This is a genomic window from Mycobacterium bulgaricum (assembly GCF_041287165.2).
Taxonomy (GTDB): Bacteria; Actinomycetota; Actinomycetes; order Mycobacteriales; family Mycobacteriaceae; genus Mycobacterium; species Mycobacterium bulgaricum.
In genome coordinates, this window is record NZ_JBGGKV020000001.1 from 947,865 (window position 1) to 966,866 (window position 19,002).

Genomic DNA, 19,002 nt, shown 5'->3' on the forward strand with positions numbered 1-19,002 from the left:
GCTCAGCGGGGCGCGACGTGTGGCGTCCATGCGAGGCCGTCGCAGTAGCACAGCCGGCGAGGGTTGTGGGGATCGGGATACCAGTCGGGTCCCATCGGCCGGTAACGGCCGTAGAGCCTCGTACCAGCCCTGCCACAGCCACCACGCAGCCGTCACCGCTGCCACCACCGTCACCGCGGGGTGACGGCGGCCGAAAGGTTGGTGAACTCGCCTGTCGCGCATCGAACTTGATCCTACGATCCGGCAGACACCTTGCCGCCGCGCGAAGCGTGATCTGGGGAGGCCCCGCCCGCGCGTCAGGTTTGCGTCCGGCCCAGACCGGTTAGCTTGGGAGGTATGCAGGCGCCGGAAACCCTGGGCGGCCGCTACGAGTTGGGGCGCGTCCTCGGCCGTGGCGGTATGGCCGAGGTCCGCGACGCCTGGGACAAGCGGCTCGGCCGGCCCGTGGCCGTGAAGCTGCTTTACCCGTCGGTGACGACACAACCCGACACCCGTCGGCGCTTCGCGACGGAAGCGCGCGCCGCGGCGGCACTCAACCACCCGCACGTCGTCGCCGTCCACGACTCCGGGGTGCACGACGGCAGGCACTACATCGTCTTGGAGCGCCTGCCCGGGCAGAATCTGGCCGACGTGCTGGCGCGCAACGGACCGCTGCACCCCGACCACGTGCGGGCGATCATGCGTGACGTGCTGTCCGCCCTGAGCGCCGCGCACTCCTGCGGAGTTCTGCATCGCGACATCAAGCCCGCCAACATCCTGTTCACCCACCACGGCGGGGTGAAGATCGCCGACTTCGGTGTCGCCAAGAGCCCCGACACCCCGCAGACGCTGACGAACCGGGTGTTCGGGACGATGGCCTACCTGCCCGCCGACCGGATCGCCGGTAGACCGGCCACGCCGAGCGACGACCTCTACGCACTCGGCGTAGTGGCCTACGAGGCACTGACGGCCAGGCGCGCGTACCCACAGGACAACCTGACCGCGCTGGCCGACGCGATCGGCGCCGGCCAGGTGGTGCCACTGTCGGCATTGCGGCCCGATGTCGACCCCGCGTTGGTGGCGACGATCGAGCGTGCGATGGCGCGCGATCCGCGCTGGCGGTTCGCGACCGCCGACGAGATGCGCGCAAGTCTCGAAGCCCCCGCGGAGCGTCCGCGCCGCGTCGGTGCCGCGCTGGCCGCCATCGCGATTGTGCTCGTCGTGTTGCTCGCGGGATTACTGGTCGTGGTGTAGCGGAATACGCGCACTGACCTGCGGATAGAGCGTTGCTAACCACCCGGTCGCAGTCGGGTAACGATTGGCGCGCCGAGTTCAGTTCTGAAGTTCGATGGTGTAGTTTGCGAGATTTTTCGTTATGTTGCTGGGCGTGGGTCGGCACTCCCTACCGAAGAAGCGGCGTAATCCGTCGGTGTATGCGTTGACCGCGTTGGCTCCGGCGGCGGTCCTGCTGGGCGCTCAGTCCGACACCGGGCCGATGCCCGTCGTCGAACCAGAGCCGGTCGCCGCGCCTGCGCCCGAGGTGGAGCATCCGGCGCCGTGGAGCGTCGAGATCGTCGCCGCGCCCCCGGCCGCGCCGGAACCGGCCCTGCTGACCGATCCGGGTAGCGCCGGCGCCACCCCCGCATCGCTGGTGTCAGCGTCCCGATGGCGGGTCGTCAGCAGGACCCTGCCCGCCGGTGTGGCCCCCGAGAGAGGCCTGCAGGTGCGGACCATCCTCGCCGCCCGCAATATCAGCGCCGTCTTCCCGGAGATCAACAACATCGGTGGCGTCCGCCAGGACGCGCTGCGGTGGCATCCTGACGGTCTCGCGCTCGACGTGATGATCCCCGACCCGAACTCTGAGGCCGGCATCGCGCTCGGCAATCAGATCGTGGCGTACGTGCTGGAGAACGTCCAGCGCTTCGGCATCCAGGACGCCATCTGGCGCGGGGTGTACTACACCCCCGGCGGAGCCCGGTCCGGCGGCTACGGACACTACGACCACGTACACGTGACGACGACCGGTGGCGGCTACCCCGACGGGGACGAGATCTACTACCGCTGATCCGGCACCGCGAGCGCGCGTGTCCGCGCGCCGTCTGCAGGCGTGTCGCGTGCATTTGAGCGCGTTCGCGGCTGCTTGGCGGCATGGCCGCGGCCTTCGCGGATCCTGGGGCACCCGACAATTCGTGACGTTTCGCTGACTGATTGCCCTGACCTGCTGTCCAAGGGCGGACACGGCTTGCGCGGCTGCCCTCCGATTTCTGAAAATGCGGTCGTGGTTGCCGAACAACGCCATGTGTCCAGCGAGCGATACCACCTTCAGGACGCTCTGCAGAAGCTCGACGAGATGCAGCGCCGGGGAGAGGTCGATCCCGACGAGGCCTTGCGGTCGCTGGTCGCCACCGCGGTCGATGCCGTCCCGGGCGCGGACTACGCGGGAATCACCATGGTCGGCGAATCGGGCCAGGTCTCCTCGATTGCGGGCACCCACGAATACGCCGAGATTCTCGACGACGTACAGCATCAGGTCGGCGAGGGCCCATGCCTGTCGGCGGCCTGGGCCGGACACATGGTGGCGATCGCTGACCTGGCGGACGATGACCGCTGGCCGAATTACCGGGAGGCCGCCGTCACCCGGACCCCGGTGCGTTCGGTGCTGTCGTTCGAACTGCACACCGAGGGCAGGAGTCTGGCTGCGCTCAATTTCCTCGCGGAATCCCCGGGCGCCTTCACCGCGGACTCCATGGAGGTGGGCATCGTCTACGCCACCCACACAACGTTGGCGTGGAACTCTCTGCACCGCGAACGCCAGTTTCGCAGTGCGCTGGCCAGCCGCGACGTCATCGGCCAGGCCAAGGGCATCCTGATGGAGCGCTATGACATCGACGCGATCGAGGCGTTCGACCTGCTTCGCCGGCTGTCCCAGGAGGACAACGTCAAGCTCGCCGAGCTTGCCGACCTGGTCGTACGGACCCGCTCGGAGGGGCGGGCCGACTGAGCGGCCCCCGGCGCGCCGAAGGGTTGTGGTGCCCCCACCAGGGCTCGAACCTGGGACCTGCGGATTAAAAGTCCGTAGCTCTACCGACTGAGCTATAGGGGCTTGTGCGTGACTCGGAAAGGATACGGCACGCAGCCCGTTTGAGGATTTGGGTGTCGGTACCCTAAGCTATCGAAGCTCCCAACGGCATGAGAGTTGCGAGTGCCCCGGAGGAATTCGGAATAGGCCCCCATCGTCTAGTGGCCTAGGACGCCGCCCTTTCACGGCGGTAGCACGGGTTCGAATCCCGTTGGGGGTACGCGCGACGACCACTACGGTGGGAGGAGCAACACAGTAAGGCCCTGTGGCGCAGTTGGTTAGCGCGCCGCCCTGTCACGGCGGAGGTCGCGGGTTCGAGTCCCGTCAGGGTCGCCATCACGGCGAGGCACTTGCCAGGCAAGTGATCGGTGCCGTCCGGCCAGGTAGCTCAGTTGGTACGAGCGTCCGCCTGAAAAGCGGAAGGTCGCCGGTTCGATCCCGGCCCTGGCCACCACTACTTCGGTGCATGATGGTCTGCGATGACTCGTCTCCTCGCCTCCGCCTTCGTTGCCTGTGTGTTCGCGACGCTTATTGCGCCTGCCGCGGCCGCGCAACCGAACAGCACGCTCGTCGATCTGGTCGACGCCGCCACCCGTCGATTGCAGGTCGCCGAACCCGTCGCCGCCAACAAGTTCCACACCGGTGGGCTGATCGAAGACCCGGCGCGTGAGCAGCAGGTGCTCGACGCGGCCTCGGCCGAGGCGACCACCCTCGACATCGACCCCGCCTACGTGACGACGGCGTTCCGCGACCAGATCGACGCAACGGTGGCGATCGAGTACACGCGCCTGGCGCAATGGAAGTTCGACCCGGCCGTCGCGCCCGTCGACTCGCCGGACCTGGCCTCGTCGCGCGGGGTCATCGACGCGCTCAACCGCGAGATGGTGACGTTGATGGCCGACGAGTGGGGCAAGCTGCACTCGCCGGCCTGCCGACCCGAGCTCGACCAGGCCAAGGCGACGGTCGTTCAGCAACGCGGCCTGGATCCGCTCTACCGGCAGGCCATCGACTTCGCGACGCGCAACTACTGCCGCTAGAACATGGGACCATGTCGGGTGACATGAAAGATTTTCGCCAGCGGCTGCTCGACGCGCTCGAAGAGTCGATCGCTGAGGACGGTTACCCGAAGACCACCGTCGCCGACATCGTGCGGCGAGCCAGGACGTCGCGTCGCACCTTCTACGAGCATTTCGACAGCAGGGAAGCGTGTTTCGTCGCCCTGCTGTCGGACGCCAACGCCGATCAGATCCGGCAGATCTCGGAGGCCGTCGACCCCAGCGCCCCGTGGCAGAAGCAGGTGCGGCAGGCCATCGAGGCGTGGATCTCTTCCGGTGAAGCCCGTTCGGCGTTGATGCTCAGCTGGATTCGCGACGTGCCCTCACTCGGGCCCGTCGCACGCGAACTTCAGCGCGACGCTATGGACAACTTCATCGACATGGTCGGGACTCTGGGCGCCACCGACGAATTCCGCGCGGCGGGCATCGGTCCCGTGTCGCGCAGCCGAATCATCATGCTCCTGGGTGGCCTCCGCGAACTCACAGCCATCACCGTCGAAGAGGGTGGCAGGATGAGCGACGTGACCGACGAGGCCGTCGACGCATCCATCGCGCTGCTGAGTTCGCACGCAGGCTAGGAGCTTTCGGCCTTCGCGCGCTCGAACAGCGTGGGGTCGTGGGCGCACAGGATGCGCAGATCGGGCTCCTGGCGCCGGTACAGCTCGGCCAGTCGAGAGTGGTTGTCCCTGACCTTCTTTCGGTCCTTGGCCACGGTCAACTCGAACCCCGCCAACGCTTTCGGCATCGGAGGTGTCCCGCCGGCGACCTGGCTGATGTGGAAGAAGGCGTCACCGGCGTGCAGTAACCAGCGATCACCCGCGTCGACGGCCACGCACGCATGCCCGTCGGTGTGTCCGGGCATGGACACCATCGCAAAACCGGGTCCGATCTCGGTCAGTTCCCTCGCGGCGGCGAAACCGCGCCACGGCTCACCGTCGATGTCGTGCTCGACGATCCGCGGCCCGTGCGCCCACTGGGAGGATTGATAGCGCACGCGGTTGGGGATCGCGCGAGATCGCATGGCGCTGAACGCTTCTACCGCGGTCACGTGCACCTGGGCGTCGGGGAAGTCCGCGAGCCCACCGATGTGGTCGAAATCGAAGTGGGTCACGATGATGTGCCGGACATCGGACAGCGCGAAACCCAGAAGCGGAAGTTGGTGTGCCGCGGTCTCCGTGTCGTCGAGCACCGGGCCCAACAGCCGTCGCCTGACACGTCCGAACTCTGCGGGGTTGGCGCAGTCGCGCGTGCCGAATCCGGAGTCGACCAGAACCAGACCGGCATCGGACTCGACCACCAGTACGTGGCACACGACATCGGGAGTCGCCACCGGCCGCAGCGTTCCGCAATTGAGATGGTGAACTTTCACAAACGACCCCCCGGTATGGCTTGCTGGAGGTCAGTCAACGGACTGACCGGTTCGCAAGTCAAATCAGACGATTTTGTTCGAAATCGTGGGCGGTCGGTGGGGTAATTTACGCACATGGTCCGGCCTGCTCAGACGGTGCGCAGCGAGCGAACGAGGGAGGCGCTGCGGCAGGCCGCCGTGGTGCGCTTCCTCGCGCAGGGCGTAGAAGAGACGACGGCCGAGCAGATCGCCGCCGACGCCGGGGTGTCCTTGCGGACGTTCTACCGGCACTTCGCGTCCAAGCACGACCTGCTGTTCGCCGACTACGACGCCGGACTGCACTGGTTCCGGTCCGCACTGGCGGCACGCTCGCCCGACGACCCGATCATCGAGTCCGTGCAGGCCGCGATCATGGATTCGCCCTATGACGGCTGGGCGGTCACCAAGATCGCGACGATGCGTTCCGAGGAACTCGACGCTAGTCGCATCGTGCGTCACATCCGACAGGTCGAGGCGGACTTCGCCGAGGCGGTCGAAGAGCACATGACCAAGACCGACGGCGCTTCGCCGGGCACGGACGAGCGGATGCGCATCACCGTCACCGCACGCTGCATCGCCGCGGCGGTGTTCGGTGCGATGGAGGTGTGGATGCTCGGCGACGACAGGTCGCTTCCCGAATTGGATCGGCTCTGCCGGCATGCGTTGCAACTGCTGCGCACCGGGATCGACGACCCGGCCTGAGCCGCGCTGTCATGTTTTGTCATTATTGACAAAACATGAGCACCGTGTCAGCCTCAGCCCATGACGGACTTCGACGCGATCGTCGTCGGTGCGGGGCACAACGGCCTCACCGCAGCGGCACTGTTGCAGCAGGCGGGGTTGCGCACCCTGTGCCTGGATTTCAAGCTCTATGCCGGCGGGATGGCCTCGACCGTCGAACTCTTCGACGGCTTCCGGTTCGAGATCGCCGGGTCCGTCCAGGTGCCCACCTCGTCGGTCGTCAGCGACGCGCTGGGGCTCGACGAGCTCCCGACCGTCGACCTCGACGTGATGTCGGTGCAGTTGCGCGGCATTGGCGACGACCCGCTGATCTACTACACCGACCCGATGAAGCTGTTGACGCACCTCAACGAGGTGCACGGTGCCGAGGCCGTCAACGGCATGGCGGGGTTGATGGCGTGGTGCCAGGCGCCGACGCGGGCCCTGGGGCGTTTCGACGCGGGACAGTCGCCGAAAACATTGGACGAGATGTTCGCCTGCGCGACAAACGAATTCGAGCGGCAAGCAGTCAGCGACATTCTGTTCGGATCGGTCACCGACGTGCTCGACCGCTATCTGCCCGACCGCGAGAAGCACGGCGCCCTGCGCGGCATGCTCGCCTTCCTCGCCGTCAACACGACCTATCGCGGACCCTGCACACCCGGCAGCGCCGCGGCTCTGGCGTTCGGGCTGGCGGTTCCCGACGAGAACGCGACGCTGATCAAGAAGTTCGTCGGCGGCATGGGCGCGGTGACCGAACACCTGCTCACGCTGTTCACCGCAGCAGGTGGCGAACTGCGGCTGCGCAGCAAGGTCGACGAGATCCTCGTCGACGGAGGGCGCGTCACCGGGGTCCGTGTGGAGGGCGGGTCCACGCTGACCGCACCGATCGTGGTGTCCAACCTCGCGCCCGACCTCACGGTCAACACGCTCATCGACGGCGGCGCAATTCCCGCGGAACTGCGGGAAAGGTTCTCCCACATCGACCACCGCGGCAGCTATCTGCAGATGCACTTCGCGCTGGACGGCCCGCCTACGTTCGCCGCACCCTACGAGGTGCTCAACGATCCCGAATACCAGTCGGCCATCGGCATTTTCACCACCCCGGAGGAACTGCAGCAGCAGTGGGAGGATTCGCAGCGGGGCGTCGTGCCTGCCGACCCGGCCATCGCGCTGCAGATTCCGTCGGCCAACGATCCGAACCTGGCGCCGCCGGGCAAGCATGCGGTGTCGGCGTTCTCACTGTGGTTCCCGCTCTCGGAGGCGCGCGCCGGCTACGGCGAGTTGAAGGTCGAGATGGGGAAGCGGGTCATCGAGAAGATCACCAGGCTCGCACCGGACTTCGAAAGCCTGATCCTGCGCCACACCACCTTCACGCCGAAACACATGCGCACCATGTTCGGTGCACCCGGTGGTGACTACTGCCACGGACTCATCCATCCGGAGCAGATGGGCCGCAACCGGCCCGGTCCGAAAGGCTATGTGGATCAACCGATTCCGGTCGACGGCCTGTACCTGGCCAGTGCCGGTTGTCACGGTGGCCCCGGCATCACGTTCATCCCGGGCTACAACGCGGCCCAGCAGGCGCTGGCCGACCGCGGTTGAGCGAATCGCTCGACGACGCCGAGCGTCGTTTCGCGCGCCGAATCACTCGGTGGCGGGGCCGGTCGGGGTTGCGCCGCCCTCGTCCGACCAGTCGTTGCCGTCGTCGTCGCCCTTGGACGGATCGGTCACCACATCGTCGTCGGTGTTCGTGGGTGCGGTGTCGGTCTCGGTGGTTTCTGGTTTGTCTTTGGTCACCGCGCTGTACTACCCCGCCACCGGCGGGTTCATTCAGCCGCGGCCGGCCTGCAGTTGAGCCATCCAGTCGGCGGGCACCCGGCCGCGGGGACCCGGCACCGTCTCGTCGGCGGGCCTGCTCTCGGGCGGGGCGAGCTCGGGACCGTCGTAGTAGGAGTTGGTGTCGTAGTTCCAGAACCAGTCCTCGCCGGGCTCGAACGACCGGATGATCGGATGGCCGCTGGAGCGCCAGTGCGCCGACGCGTGCTTGGCCGGGGAGTCGTCACAGCAGCCGATGTGCCCGCATGCCGCACACCGTCGCAGGTGCACCCACCAGCCCCCATCGGCGTCGCATTCGACGCAGCCCGTGCCGCTGGGAGGAACCGTCGGATCAACAGTGCTCACGCGTACGAGCCTACGGGTGCAGTCCCGGGATCTCGATCCGAACGCCGACCGCGGTGGTCTATGGTCTCGCCATGGCAACCAAGGACTCCCGCGAGGTCGTTATCGACGCCACCCCCGAGCAGATCCTCGACGTCATTGCTGACGTCGAGTCGACGCCGGACTGGTCGCCGCAGTATCAGAAGGCCGAGGTGCTCGAGCGTTTCGACAACGGCAGGCCCAAGCAGGTCAAGATGACGGTCAAGGCGGCGGGTCTGACCGACGAGCAGGTGATCGAATACACCTGGGGCGACAACGAAGTGACGTGGACGCTGGTCTCGGCCGGCCAGTTGAAGGCGCAGGACGCCGGGTACACGCTGACGCCGGAGGGCGCCAAGACGCGCGTGCGGTTCGACATATCGATCGACCTGTCGGTGCCGCTTCCCGGGTTCATCCTGAAGCGGACGATGAAGGGTGGTGTCGAGACGGCGACCGAGGGCCTGAAAAAGCAGGTGCACAAGGTACTGAAGGGGTGAGTGCGGGCCCGCTGGCCGGGATCCGGGTGATCGAGCTCGGCGGCATCGGGCCCGGTCCGCACGCAGCGATGATGCTCGCGGATCTCGGCGCCGACGTCGTGCGCGTGCGGCGTCCGGGCGGGTTGCAGATGCCCGCTGAGAACGTCGACCTGCTGCACCGCGGCAAGCGGGTCGTCGACCTCGACCTCAAGACGGACCGCGCGAAGCTGCTCCATCTGATCGCCAAGGCCGACGTGCTGATCGACGGCTTCCGGCCCGGCACCTGCGAGCGGCTCGGCATCGGTCCGCAGGACTGCGAAAAAATCAATGCGCGCTTGGTTTTTGCGCGTATCACGGGGTGGGGCCAACATGGTCCGCTGGCGATGTCGGCGGGCCACGACATCAACTACCTGTCGCAGACGGGTGTGCTGTCGGCCATCGGCTACCGGGACCGGCCGCCCGTCGCGCCGCTGAACCTCGTCGCCGATTTCGGCGGCGGGTCGATGCTCGTGCTGGTCGGCATCGTCGCCGCGCTCTACGAGCGCGAGCACTCCGGCAGGGGGCAGGTGATCGACGCCGCGATGGTCGACGGGGTCAGCATGCTGTCGCAGATGGCGTGGACGATGAAGGCGACCGGTGCGCTGCGCGACGAGCGCGAGTCGTTCCTCCTCGACGGCGGCGCCCCGTTCTACCGCACCTACGAAACGGCCGACGGCCGATACGTGGCGGTGGGCGCGATCGAGCCCCAGTTCTACGCGCAATTGCTGACGGGACTCGAACTCGACGCCGACCAGTTACCACAGCAACTCGACCGAGCGTCCTATCCCGCGATGCACGAGCTGTTCGCCGAATGCTTCGCGAAGAGAACCCGAGACGAATGGGCGGAGATCTTCGCAGGCACCGATGCCTGCGTCACACCGGTGCTGACGTGGCACGAGGCCGCGCGCAGCGAGCATCTCCGGGCCCGCGAAACGATCGTGACAGCGCAGGGTGTCGATCAGGCCGCACCCGCGCCGCGCTTTTCTCGAACGCCGCCGGGACCTGTCGGCCGACCTCCGCAGCAGCTGACGCCGATCGACCGGATCGGCTGGTGATCGACGTTAGCTGCGAAATCCTCTGCGCGAGGCTGATCGGTTGCTAACATTTGCTCTCATGGCGGTGCGAGCTTCCAGCGAAGTGGAGATCGAAGCCCCGCCGGAGGCGATCATGGACGCCCTGGCGGACATCGAGGCAGTGTCCTCGTGGTCATCGCTACACAAGCGCGCCCAGGTGGTGGACCGCCATCCCGACGGTAGACCGCATCACGTCAAGGCCACCGTCAAGATCATGGGCCTGTCCGACAACGAGACGCTTGAGTACCACTGGGGCGACGACTGGGTGGTGTGGGATGCCGAGCAGACGTCCCGGCAGCGCTGCCAGCACGGCGAATACAACCTGACCCCCGTCGGCGAGCAGCGAACGCGGGTGCGTTTCGACCTGATCCTCGATCTCGCCGCGCCGTACCCGACCTTCCTGGTGCGGCGCGCCAAGAAGATGGTGCTGGACGTGGCCTTGGAAGAGCTACGCCGGCGCGTCCTGGCAGTCGCGCGGTAGGGCATCGGGGCGATCCGGGCGTCGCGGGAGATCCTCATCGAGGCGCCCAGGACCGCCGTGATGGACGCCCTCGCCGATCTGGACGGTCGGAATCGCGAGCCGCGGTGCGGGTGCCAGTGGGGACTAGCCGGGGAGCTTCAGGGTCTGCAGCCGGCGAATCGCTTCGTCGAGCGTCTCGTCGCGCTTACAGAACGCGAAGCGCACCAGGTGTTTCCACTCACCGGCGTGCGGGGCGGCCGGATCGCAGAACGCGGACATGGGGATCGCCGCGACACCGACCTTCTCGGGAAGCTGCGCGCAGAACGTCGTGCTGTCGTCATATCCGAGGGGGCGGGGGTCCACGCACAGGAAGTACGTTCCGAAGCTGTCGAACACGTCGAAGCCGATCTCGCGCAACGCCGAACCGAGTCTGTCGCGACGGGCCTGGAACGAGGCGCACAGCGCGTCGACCCAGGCGTCCTCGTTGTTCAGAGCCTGGGCGACCGCGGGTTGGAACGGCGCACCGGCGACGTAGGTCAGGTACTGCTTGGCGGCACGCACCCCGGCGATGAGATCGCTTGACCCGCAAGCCCACCCGACCTTCCAGCCCGTTGCGTTGAACATCTTCCCCGCGCTGGAGATGGTGATCGTGCGCTCGGCCATCCCGGGATAGTTGGCGAGCGGCCGATGGTGCCTACCGTCGAACACCAGATGTTCGTAGACCTCGTCGGTGATCACCAGCAGGTCGGCCGACACGGCGAGTTCCGCGAGCCCGCGCAGTTCGTCGTCGGAGGCGATCATCCCGGTCGGGTTGTGCGGCGAATTGACAATCAGTGCCTTTGTTTTCGGTGTCACCGCGGCGCGCAGAGCCTCGATGTCGATCGCGAATCGGCGGCCGTCTCGCCGCAAGGGAACCGCGCGCCGGTGGCACCCGGCCATCGCGATGACGGGAGAGTAGGAGTCGTAGAACGGTTCGATCAGCAGGATCTCGGAGCCGGGTTCGACGAGCCCGAGGACCGAGGACGCGATGGCCTCGGTGGCGCCTACGGTGACGAGCACCTCGGTGTCGGGATCGTATTCGGTGCCGTACCGGCGTTTGCGTTGGTCGGCGATGGCCTGCCGCAGCGCGGCGTGACCCAGGCCGGGCGGATACTGGTTGACGCCCTCGGCGATCGCGTTCTCGGCGGCTTTGAGCATCGCGGGGGGACCGTCCTCGTCGGGGAATCCCTGGCCGAGGTTGACCGCGCCGATGCGCGCGGCCAGTGCTGACATCTCGGCGAAGATCGTCACCGCGTAGGGCTGCAGTCCGCGAACCGTCATGGCACCCGAGCCTATTGGTCGTTCTCGCCACGAGGTATTCGCGGTCGGTATGCTGCGGTTCAGCACCCCTACAATCGATTGCAGCAAATGGCTCAGATAACCCTTGGTGTGTTCAGTCCCTCGGTCCTGCTCGACGTGGCCCGCACGACCGGTGCGCTGGCTGCCGCGGGCCTCGAAGTCCGCGATGTGCCTGTGCCGTCGTCGCCTGCGCAGTTCGCGTCGTTGCGCGCGGGCGAGTTCGACGCGGTGTTCACCAGCCCCGACAACGTGCTGGCGTACCGCTTCCTGCCCGCCAATCCCCTCGGCGAATTGCTGGATGTCGAGATCGTCGCGGGTCTCGATCGCGGGCTGGGGCTGAGCCTGGCGGCGCGTCCCGGACTGGAGGGCGTGCCGTCCGGTGGTCGGCTTGCTGTCGATGTGCCCCACTCGGGGTTCGCGTTCGTCTGCTACGCCCTTCTCGAAGAGATCGGGTCGGCGCGCGAAGATTTCGAGACCGTGGCGCTGGGGTCGACGCCGAGGCGGGCCGCCGCGTTGCTGGCCGGCAAGTGCGACGTGACGGTCCTCAATGCCGGTAATGAGCTGACTGCTCGCGAAGGCGGGTGTTCTCTTCTCGCCGATGTCACCCGGCTCGGCCCTTACCTCGGTACCGTGCTGGCGCGTTTCCGGGACGCGCCGGGCGCACCCGAGGTCGAGCGGTTGCAGCGGGTGCTGGTCGAGGTGGCGGGGCAGCTCAGCGCCGGTGAACTCGACGATGTGGCAACCGATTCCGCCAGCCGGTTGCTCAGCCTGACCCCGGAGACCGCCGCCGAGCACGTGGCGATACTGCGCGACCCCTCGCGCGGACTGGTCGACGGGACGGTCGATTCGGCCTCGCTGGAGACCCTGGTCGCGTTGCGCCGCCGCTTTCTGCCCGCACCACAACTCGACGACGTGACCGCGCGATTCGACGAGCTCGTGCGCGAAGAGGTGCTGGCCTCCTGACGCGCGGGGCTCTCATTCTCTGAGCACGTAGCGGGCCCGGGCGATACCCGTCGCGAGCGCATAGCCCACCGACACGATCAGGGTGAGCGTGAACAGGACATCGAAGCGGTGCGCACCGGCCGCCACGTTTCCGGCGGCTGCGCCGATCGAGGCCCCCACGAACAGTGCGATCGAGAAGAACGACATGCCGACGGCGCGGGTTTCGGCGGCCGCATCGGTCATCCAGGTCTGCATCGTGGTGTGTCCGAGGGCCCACGCCAACCCGAGCAAGATCGCCGCCGCAAGCACGGTGGTCAGCGCGATGTCCACGGTCACCGCCATGTAGGCGCCGATGATCGCGGCACCGGCCAGCGCCATCAGCACCCACGCCGGCCAGCGCCCCAGGATCAGCTTCATCAGCTGGCTGGCGACGACGACCGAGGCGCCGAACGCGGCGGTCGCGGCGCCGGCGACCAGCACCGTCGCGCCCGTCTCCTGCAGTGCCACGGCGAGGTAGTTGAACACGCCGATCAGCAACGCTCCCTCGACGACGGTGAACGCCAATATCGCTACCGCCCAGCGGTTTACCGCCAGGCGCCGCAGCGAGGGTCCCAGCCGCGTCGTAGTGTCGCCTGCAGCCTCGCGGAGTCGCGGTAGCCCGAGCATGAGCGCGAACGAAAGGACGGCGACGACGACGAATGTCCAGCGCCATCCCCACCATTGCGCGATGGCCCCTGCGCCGAGCGTGCCCGCCGCCAGGCCGAGCGAGATCGCAGCTGCCAGATTCGCCGTGGCCACGGCACGCTGTTTGAGCGTCAGGGTCTCGCCGTAGTAGATCAGCACCGTCGTGATCGTCGCCGCGAAGGCCGCAGCCGCCAGTGCCCGAACGAGGCTGTAGGTCAACGGATCCTGGACGAATGCGGTGGCGAGATTGGCCACACCGCCGAGCCCGGTGGACACGACGAGCACGCGAACCCGGCCGTGGCGCGCCGCCAGGGTGCTCCAGAACAACTGAAAGGCCGCGTAGGACACGGCGTACACCGTCAACGACTGGCCCACCGCCTCGACCGGGACTCCCATGTCGTCGGCGATCACCGGAACCAGCGGGGGCATCACCGACCGGTCGACCATCGACCCGAACGCGGCCAGGATCAGGATCATCGGTGTGACGCAGCCACAGAGTGCCTGGTGACTTCGGTGCCAGCCGGCGGCATGGGCGCTCCATCGGGCGAAGGGGTGTGCAATCGATTGCGGTCAACTATAGGCACCACGAGTCGCGCCACGGAACAGTCGACCGGCCGCCCCAAGGGGCGACCTGGGGCGAGACCTTCAATCGGGCGGCCCGGGAGGTTCACGGGGTGTTGACACCTTAAAAGGGCTGTGAAATAGTTCACTGCAATCGATTGCATATGACCTGGATAACATGTGCGGACGGTCGTTGGGTTGCAATCGGTCTGACAGAGAGGTTGGACATGAGTTTTACCACTGTGTTCCGCGCGATCGCGGCGACCGCCGCGGTGGCGCTCGCCGCCACCGGCTGCACTGCCGACGGCGGCGGCGAGAGCGACACCGTCACCATCGGTGCGTCGCTGCCGCTGACCGGCGAGTTCAGCCAGGGCGGACTCGACACCCAGCGCGGCTATGAGGTCTGGGTCGAGATGACCAACGAGAAGGGCGGCCTCCTCGGCAAGAACGTCGAGATCATCGTCAAGGACGATGCGACGCAGCAGGAGACCGCCGTCAGCAACTACAACAACCTGATCTCCCAGGACAAGGTCAACTTGCTGCTGGGCAGTCAGTCGTCGCTACTCAACATTCCTGCTTCGGCGATCGCCGAGAAGAACCGCATGCTGTTCGTGTGTCCCTCGTGTGGGTCGCCGGACATGTTCAACCGCGGTTTCCAGTACATCTTCTTCTCGCAGCAGGCGATCGCTACCAACCAGGCGAAGGTCTTCGCCGAGTGGATCGCGAACCTGCCGCCGGAGCAGCGGCCGAAGACCGCCGCCTACCCGACGCTCGATGACCCGTTCGCCGGGCCCGTCGTCGAAGGCGCCGAGCAGATCCTGTCGGCCGCAGGTGTGCGCACGGTCTACAAGGACCAGTACCCGGCAACCACCAAGAACTTCGACTCCGTGGTCAACGCGATGCGCGACGCGGGCGCCGAATTGGTGGTCCAAGGCGCGCAGTTCGAGGACGGCGTCAACATGATCCGGTCGATGAACCGGGCGAACTACCAGCCGGCGTTCCTCTACCAGAGCAGCTCACCCACCTACGGCCAGCAGTACCTCGACGCGGTGGGCCCCGACAACGCCGAGGGCGTGCTGTTCTCGTCGAGCTACAGCCCGCTCTCGGACACCCCGGACAACGCCGAGTTCGTCAAGCGCTTCAACGAGAAGTTCGGACAGAACCCACCAGAAGACGCGGCCGACGGATTCGCCGCGGGGCAGGTGCTCTCGGCTGCCGTCAACGCTGTCGGCTCCATCGACGACCAGAGCGCACTCGCAGACTGGTTGCGCGGCAACAGTGTTGACACGCTGCTCGGCACGCTGAGCTGGAACTCCGACGGCAGCCCCAAGGGCGATTTCCTGGTCGGACAGTGGCAGGACGGCGTCTCGCAGGTCGTGCTCCCCGATGACGTCGCCACCTCGGATGTGATCGTGCGCTGGCGCGGCGGCGCCCTCTAGCCCTCGGCATGCCGACGGTCGACACCTCTAGGAGTTGCCTTCCATGACCTCCGTTGTGCAAACCCTCATCCTCGGACTGCTCGTCGGTGCGCTGTATGCACTGATGGCGTCCGGCCTGACCCTGATCTTCGGGGTCATGCGGGTGATCAACCTCGCTCACGGCGCTTTCGCCGTTCTGGCAGCGTTCCTCACCTTCACGCTGTGGCGGAGCCTCGGGCTGGACCCGCTGTTGTCCATCCCGATCGTCATGGCCGTGATGTTCGGATTCGGTTGGGTGGTCTACCTTCTGGTGATCCGCCACGTCCGTGGAGCCCACGTCACGATGACGGTGCTCGCAACTTTCGGCATCGCGCTGATGCTCGAAGGGATCATGGGTTTCATCTGGGGGAACACGTCGACCACCGTGGTCACCTCCTACACCGATGCCTCCATTTCCCTCGGTCCCCTCTATGTCCCGCAGGCGATGGCGATCTCGGCGTTGATCGCGATCGTGGTGATGGGCGGTCTCTATCTCCTCCTGAACCGCACCTGGGCGGGGCGCGCCATTCGGGCCGCGTCGTCCAACGAGGGCGGGGCGCTACTCGTGGGGGTGAGCGTGACGACCATCGCCGCGCTCACCTTCGCGATCGGCGTCGCCACCCTCGGCGCGGGCGGCGCCATGCTGTCCACGATCTATCCGTTCCTGCCCGGCACCCATTACCAGTGGATCGCGAGGCTTCTGGCGATCGTGGTTCTCGGTGGGCTGGGCAGCCTGCCGGGTGCGGTGCTCGGTGCACTGGTGATCGGTGTCGGCGAGATGGCCGCCACCGCCTATCTCGGCGCCGAATGGCCTGTGGCCGTGCCGTTCCTGGTCATCATCATCGTGCTGATCACCCGCCCTCAGGGCATCCTCGGCACCCGGCTCAGAGAGGACGCCGTCGCGTGAGTACAAGCATGAGCGACACCTCGATGCGAACTCGCCTGCTCGACCCCGGCATGCACAAGTGGGCGACCCGCGGCGTACTCGCCGTCGCCGCGGTGGTCATCCTGCTGTTCCCGCTGTCGCCGAGCATGTCGGCGCAGAACGTCGTGATCCTGTCGCTGGTGCTGGCGATCGGCGCGAGCGGGCTCAACATCATCACCGGCTTCACCGGCTACCTGTCGCTGAGCCAGGGCGCGTTCATCGGGATCGGCGCCTACGTCGGCGCAATCCTGGCCACCAGGTTCCCCGACACCCAGCCGCTGCTGTGGGTGCCGGTGGCGGGCGTGGTCGCGGCTGCGATCGCGATGCTGCTCGGGCTGGTCACCTATCGGTCCAGGGGGCCTGCGTTCGTCATCATCACCGTGGCCTTCCTGTTCCTGATCCAGTTCGTTGCGATCGAGTGGGTGTCGGTCACCAACGGCACCTCCGGACTGACGCTGCCACTTCCGGATTGGCCCGAATCCTGGGGCAACTGGCCCTTCCATCTCGCGCTCGTAGCGCTGCTCGGGCTGTCGCTGCTGATGACGTGGTGGATCCGGCGCACCAAGTTCGGCATGGGTCTGATCGCGATCCGCGAGGACGAGGGCAAGGCAGGGACGATCGGTGTCAACGCGCCGGTCTACAAGCTGCTCGCCTTCGGCGCCAGCGCGCTGTTCGTCGGCATGGCCGGCTCGGTCTATGGCTATTACCTCTCCTTCGTCGACCCGATCGGCATGTTCTCGATCATCACCAGCGCGCTGATCGTGCTCGCGGTCATCCTGGGCGGCCGGGGCACCCTGTTCGGTCCGGTATTGGGCGCCTTCATCATCCAGCCCGTCAACATCTACGCCAACCAGGCGTTCGGCGGCGGCAATGCCCGGCTCGTCCTCTTCGGCGGCCTGCTGGTGCTGCTGGTGATCGTGCTGCCCAAGGGCATCCTCCCGACCGCAGCGGCGCTGATAGAGAAGGCGAGAACCAAAGGCACCGTGGGCCTTTCCGGCGCCAGGCTCAATCCGCTGGACCGGCCTCTGGTCCGGGCCGACATCCGCAAACCGGAGCCCACCGGGAAGGCACTGCTGGAGGTCCGCGGGCTGCACAAGAGCTTCGGTGGCAATCACGCGGTCAACGACTGCAGCTTCACGGTGCCCGAGGGGTCCATCACCGCGCTCATCGGACCCAACGGCTCCGGCAAGACGACGGTCTTCAACCTGATCTCGGGCACGATGACGCCGGACAAGGGCGAGATCCTGCTGAACGGTGAACACCTGGAACGCAGTTCGCCGTGGTCGCGGGCACACCACGGTCTCGGCCGCACCTTTCAGATCACCCGACTGTTCCGCGAGATGACAGTGTTGGAGAACGTGGTCGCCCCGTTGCGGAGCTTCTCCGTCGGACAACTCGGGCTCGGTGCGGTCAGCGGATCGGAGGCCGCGCGTGCCGAGGAACTTCTCGAGTTCGTCGGCATGGCCGCGTACCGCGACGCCAGGGCGGGGGCGCTGTCCTACGGCCAGCAGAAGCTCGTGGAACTCGCGCAGGTGCTGATGCTCGACCCGAAACTCATCCTGCTCGACGAGCCTGCGGGCGGCATCAACCCGACGCTGATCGAGCGGATGGGCGACCTGATCAGGGAGCTCAACGCCGGCGGCAAGACGTTCCTGCTGGTCGAGCACAACATGCCGTTCGTGGTCGGATTGTGTGACCCCATCAGGGTTCTCGCCCGCGGTGCGGTGATCGCAGAGGGCAGCCCCGAGCAGATCCAGAAGGACCCCCTGGTGCTCGACGCCTATCTCGGCGACGACTACCTGCTCGAGGCACCGTCGAAGGGATCCAAGGTCTCCGCGGAGAGGAATCCGGCATGATCAAACTCGAAGGGGTGGTCGCCGGTTACGGCGGCGGCAACGTTCTGCAAGGCGTCGACCTCGAAGTCGGTGCGGGTGAGCTCGGCTGCATCGTCGGCCCGAACGGAGCAGGCAAATCGACCGTCCTGCGCGCCGTCAGCGGCATCCTCAAACCCAGCGCGGGCCGAATCCTGCTGGGCGGCAGGGACATCACGGGCATGGCGCCGCACGAGGTGCTCGGCTGCGGGGTCACCCAGGTGCCGCAGAGCAACGGGTTGTTCCCGACACTCACCGTCAAGGAGAACATCCTGATGGGCGCCTACGTCATCCGCAGGCAGCGATCCCTTGTGCGGCAACGCTATGACGAGGTGCTAGGCATGTTCCCGCTTGTGCGCGACAAGACCGGCATCCGGTGCGGCAACCTGTCCGGTGGCCAGCGGCGAATGGTGGAGTTCGCCCGCTCGCTGATGCTCGACCCCAAGCTGGTGTTGCTCGACGAACCCTCGCTGGGCCTGGATCCCAAGTCGCTCACCGTGATCGACGAGGCCGTCTCCATCATGCGGGCCAGCGGCAAGGCCGTCCTGATGGTCGAACAGAACGTCCGATTCGGCCTGCGGATGGCGTCCTCGGGCATCGTAATGGAAAGCGGCCGGGTATTGCTGACCGGGCCTGCCCAATCGGTGCTGGCGAACCCCGAGATCGCCGACCTGTACTTCGGCGGCGCGGTGCATGCGCCCCCGCGTTCCGACGACTCGACGTCAGACAACCCGGCCGCTCAACCCACGGCCTGAGA

General features: G+C 66.9%; 21 protein-coding genes and 4 tRNA genes. 18 read left to right on the forward strand and 7 right to left on the reverse strand.

The annotated features are described in order from the left end of the window. Positions 1 to 2 precede the first annotated feature (2 nt). Entirely contained in the window at positions 3 to 95 is a 93-nt protein-coding gene (locus ACAG24_RS04680) for a DUF2510 domain-containing protein (RefSeq protein ID WP_370471490.1), read from the reverse strand. 241 nt (positions 96 to 336) lie between these two features. On the opposite strand from ACAG24_RS04680, the gene ACAG24_RS04685 reads away from it, so the two are divergent. The 3 genes from ACAG24_RS04685 to ACAG24_RS04695 all read left to right on the forward strand — a co-directional run bounded on the left by ACAG24_RS04685 (position 337) and on the right by ACAG24_RS04695 (position 2,980). Beyond that, positions 337 to 1,233 (forward strand): serine/threonine-protein kinase, encoded by an 897-nt coding sequence (locus ACAG24_RS04685; RefSeq protein WP_370471491.1) that lies wholly within the window; start codon positions 337 to 339, stop codon positions 1,231 to 1,233. Positions 1,234 to 1,354: 121 nt separating this feature from the next. After that, the gene (locus ACAG24_RS04690; RefSeq protein WP_370471492.1) at positions 1,355 to 2,044 is read left to right on the forward strand and encodes a VldE C-terminal domain-containing protein; all 690 of its coding nucleotides are present in this window, start codon (positions 1,355 to 1,357) and stop codon (positions 2,042 to 2,044) included. Positions 2,045 to 2,257: 213 nt separating this feature from the next. Further along, on the forward strand, positions 2,258 to 2,980 hold the full coding sequence (locus ACAG24_RS04695; protein ID WP_370471493.1) for a GAF and ANTAR domain-containing protein: 723 nt from the start codon (positions 2,258 to 2,260) through the stop codon (positions 2,978 to 2,980). Between the two features lie 26 nt (positions 2,981 to 3,006). Here ACAG24_RS04695 and ACAG24_RS04700 read toward each other — a convergent pair. Continuing rightward, positions 3,007 to 3,082 (reverse strand) — tRNA-Lys (locus ACAG24_RS04700). Positions 3,083 to 3,205: 123 nt separating this feature from the next. On the opposite strand from ACAG24_RS04700, the gene ACAG24_RS04705 reads away from it, so the two are divergent. From ACAG24_RS04705 to ACAG24_RS04725, 5 genes are all read left to right on the forward strand, one after another. Continuing rightward, positions 3,206 to 3,278 (forward strand) — tRNA-Glu (locus ACAG24_RS04705). A gap of 39 nt (positions 3,279 to 3,317) precedes the next feature. Then, positions 3,318 to 3,394 (forward strand) — tRNA-Asp (locus ACAG24_RS04710). A 41-nt stretch (positions 3,395 to 3,435) separates the two neighbouring features. Continuing rightward, positions 3,436 to 3,512 (forward strand) — tRNA-Phe (locus ACAG24_RS04715). 25 nt (positions 3,513 to 3,537) lie between these two features. Continuing rightward, a complete protein-coding gene (locus ACAG24_RS04720; protein ID WP_370471494.1) occupies positions 3,538 to 4,095 on the forward strand; it encodes a chorismate mutase in 558 nt (185 codons plus the stop codon). Positions 4,096 to 4,118: 23 nt separating this feature from the next. After that, on the forward strand, positions 4,119 to 4,691 hold the full coding sequence (locus ACAG24_RS04725; RefSeq protein ID WP_370471793.1) for a TetR/AcrR family transcriptional regulator: 573 nt from the start codon (positions 4,119 to 4,121) through the stop codon (positions 4,689 to 4,691). On the opposite strand, the gene ACAG24_RS04730 is transcribed toward ACAG24_RS04725, so the two are convergent. Then, positions 4,688 to 5,482 carry an MBL fold metallo-hydrolase gene (locus ACAG24_RS04730; RefSeq protein ID WP_370471495.1) on the reverse strand — a complete coding sequence of 265 codons (795 nt, stop codon included), beginning with the start codon at positions 5,480 to 5,482 and terminating at the stop codon, positions 4,688 to 4,690. The genes ACAG24_RS04725 and ACAG24_RS04730 overlap by 4 nt on opposite strands. 114 nt (positions 5,483 to 5,596) lie before the next feature. Between ACAG24_RS04730 and ACAG24_RS04735 the strand changes: the two genes are divergently transcribed. Next, positions 5,597 to 6,202, forward strand: a complete 606-nt coding sequence (locus tag ACAG24_RS04735) for a TetR/AcrR family transcriptional regulator (RefSeq protein ID WP_370471496.1) — start codon at positions 5,597 to 5,599, stop codon at positions 6,200 to 6,202. Positions 6,203 to 6,262: 60 nt separating this feature from the next. Beyond that, complete coding sequence (locus ACAG24_RS04740; RefSeq protein WP_370471497.1) at positions 6,263 to 7,825, forward strand: phytoene desaturase family protein; 1,563 nt, start codon at positions 6,263 to 6,265, stop codon at positions 7,823 to 7,825. A 42-nt stretch (positions 7,826 to 7,867) separates the two neighbouring features. On the opposite strand, the gene ACAG24_RS04745 is transcribed toward ACAG24_RS04740, so the two are convergent. Further along, a complete protein-coding gene (locus tag ACAG24_RS04745; protein ID WP_370471498.1) occupies positions 7,868 to 8,020 on the reverse strand; it encodes a hypothetical protein in 153 nt (50 codons plus the stop codon). 33 nt (positions 8,021 to 8,053) lie between these two features. After that, positions 8,054 to 8,404 (reverse strand): UBP-type zinc finger domain-containing protein, encoded by a 351-nt coding sequence (locus ACAG24_RS04750; protein ID WP_268785943.1) that lies wholly within the window; start codon positions 8,402 to 8,404, stop codon positions 8,054 to 8,056. A 71-nt stretch (positions 8,405 to 8,475) separates the two neighbouring features. Here ACAG24_RS04750 and ACAG24_RS04755 point away from each other — a divergent pair, with 71 nt between their 5' ends. Genes ACAG24_RS04755 through ACAG24_RS04765 form a run of 3 tightly spaced genes read left to right on the forward strand, consistent with a single transcriptional unit; the run spans position 8,476 to position 10,488 of the window. After that, positions 8,476 to 8,916 carry an SRPBCC family protein gene (locus ACAG24_RS04755; protein WP_370471499.1) on the forward strand — a complete coding sequence of 147 codons (441 nt, stop codon included), beginning with the start codon at positions 8,476 to 8,478 and terminating at the stop codon, positions 8,914 to 8,916. Then, on the forward strand, positions 8,913 to 9,989 hold the full coding sequence (locus tag ACAG24_RS04760; RefSeq protein ID WP_370471500.1) for a CaiB/BaiF CoA transferase family protein: 1,077 nt from the start codon (positions 8,913 to 8,915) through the stop codon (positions 9,987 to 9,989). The genes ACAG24_RS04755 and ACAG24_RS04760 overlap by 4 nt, the downstream gene beginning before the upstream one ends. A gap of 58 nt (positions 9,990 to 10,047) precedes the next feature. Next, positions 10,048 to 10,488 (forward strand): SRPBCC family protein, encoded by a 441-nt coding sequence (locus tag ACAG24_RS04765; RefSeq protein ID WP_370471501.1) that lies wholly within the window; start codon positions 10,048 to 10,050, stop codon positions 10,486 to 10,488. A gap of 123 nt (positions 10,489 to 10,611) precedes the next feature. Here ACAG24_RS04765 and ACAG24_RS04770 read toward each other — a convergent pair whose 3' ends face one another. After that, complete coding sequence (locus tag ACAG24_RS04770) at positions 10,612 to 11,787, reverse strand: pyridoxal phosphate-dependent aminotransferase (RefSeq protein WP_370471502.1); 1,176 nt, start codon at positions 11,785 to 11,787, stop codon at positions 10,612 to 10,614. Between the two features lie 87 nt (positions 11,788 to 11,874). On the opposite strand from ACAG24_RS04770, the gene ACAG24_RS04775 reads away from it, so the two are divergent. Beyond that, positions 11,875 to 12,768, forward strand: coding sequence for a substrate-binding domain-containing protein (locus ACAG24_RS04775; RefSeq protein ID WP_370471503.1), 894 nt, complete (start codon positions 11,875 to 11,877; stop codon positions 12,766 to 12,768). 12 nt (positions 12,769 to 12,780) lie between these two features. On the opposite strand, the gene ACAG24_RS04780 is transcribed toward ACAG24_RS04775, so the two are convergent. Continuing rightward, positions 12,781 to 13,908 carry an MFS transporter gene (locus ACAG24_RS04780; RefSeq protein ID WP_370471504.1) on the reverse strand — a complete coding sequence of 376 codons (1,128 nt, stop codon included), beginning with the start codon at positions 13,906 to 13,908 and terminating at the stop codon, positions 12,781 to 12,783. A gap of 311 nt (positions 13,909 to 14,219) precedes the next feature. Between ACAG24_RS04780 and ACAG24_RS04785 the strand changes: the two genes are divergently transcribed. Genes ACAG24_RS04785 through ACAG24_RS04800 form a run of 4 tightly spaced genes read left to right on the forward strand, consistent with a single transcriptional unit; the run spans position 14,220 to position 19,000 of the window. Next, positions 14,220 to 15,431 (forward strand): amino acid ABC transporter substrate-binding protein, encoded by a 1,212-nt coding sequence (locus tag ACAG24_RS04785; protein WP_370471505.1) that lies wholly within the window; start codon positions 14,220 to 14,222, stop codon positions 15,429 to 15,431. Between the two features lie 43 nt (positions 15,432 to 15,474). After that, a complete protein-coding gene (locus tag ACAG24_RS04790; RefSeq protein WP_370471506.1) occupies positions 15,475 to 16,356 on the forward strand; it encodes a branched-chain amino acid ABC transporter permease in 882 nt (293 codons plus the stop codon). Further along, positions 16,353 to 18,230 (forward strand): branched-chain amino acid ABC transporter ATP-binding protein/permease, encoded by a 1,878-nt coding sequence (locus ACAG24_RS04795; RefSeq protein WP_370471507.1) that lies wholly within the window; start codon positions 16,353 to 16,355, stop codon positions 18,228 to 18,230. Before ACAG24_RS04790 ends, ACAG24_RS04795 begins: the two co-directional genes overlap by 4 nt. Next, positions 18,227 to 19,000 (forward strand): ABC transporter ATP-binding protein, encoded by a 774-nt coding sequence (locus tag ACAG24_RS04800; protein WP_370471508.1) that lies wholly within the window; start codon positions 18,227 to 18,229, stop codon positions 18,998 to 19,000. The genes ACAG24_RS04795 and ACAG24_RS04800 overlap by 4 nt, the downstream gene beginning before the upstream one ends. The last annotated feature ends 2 nt before the right edge of the window (positions 19,001 to 19,002 follow it).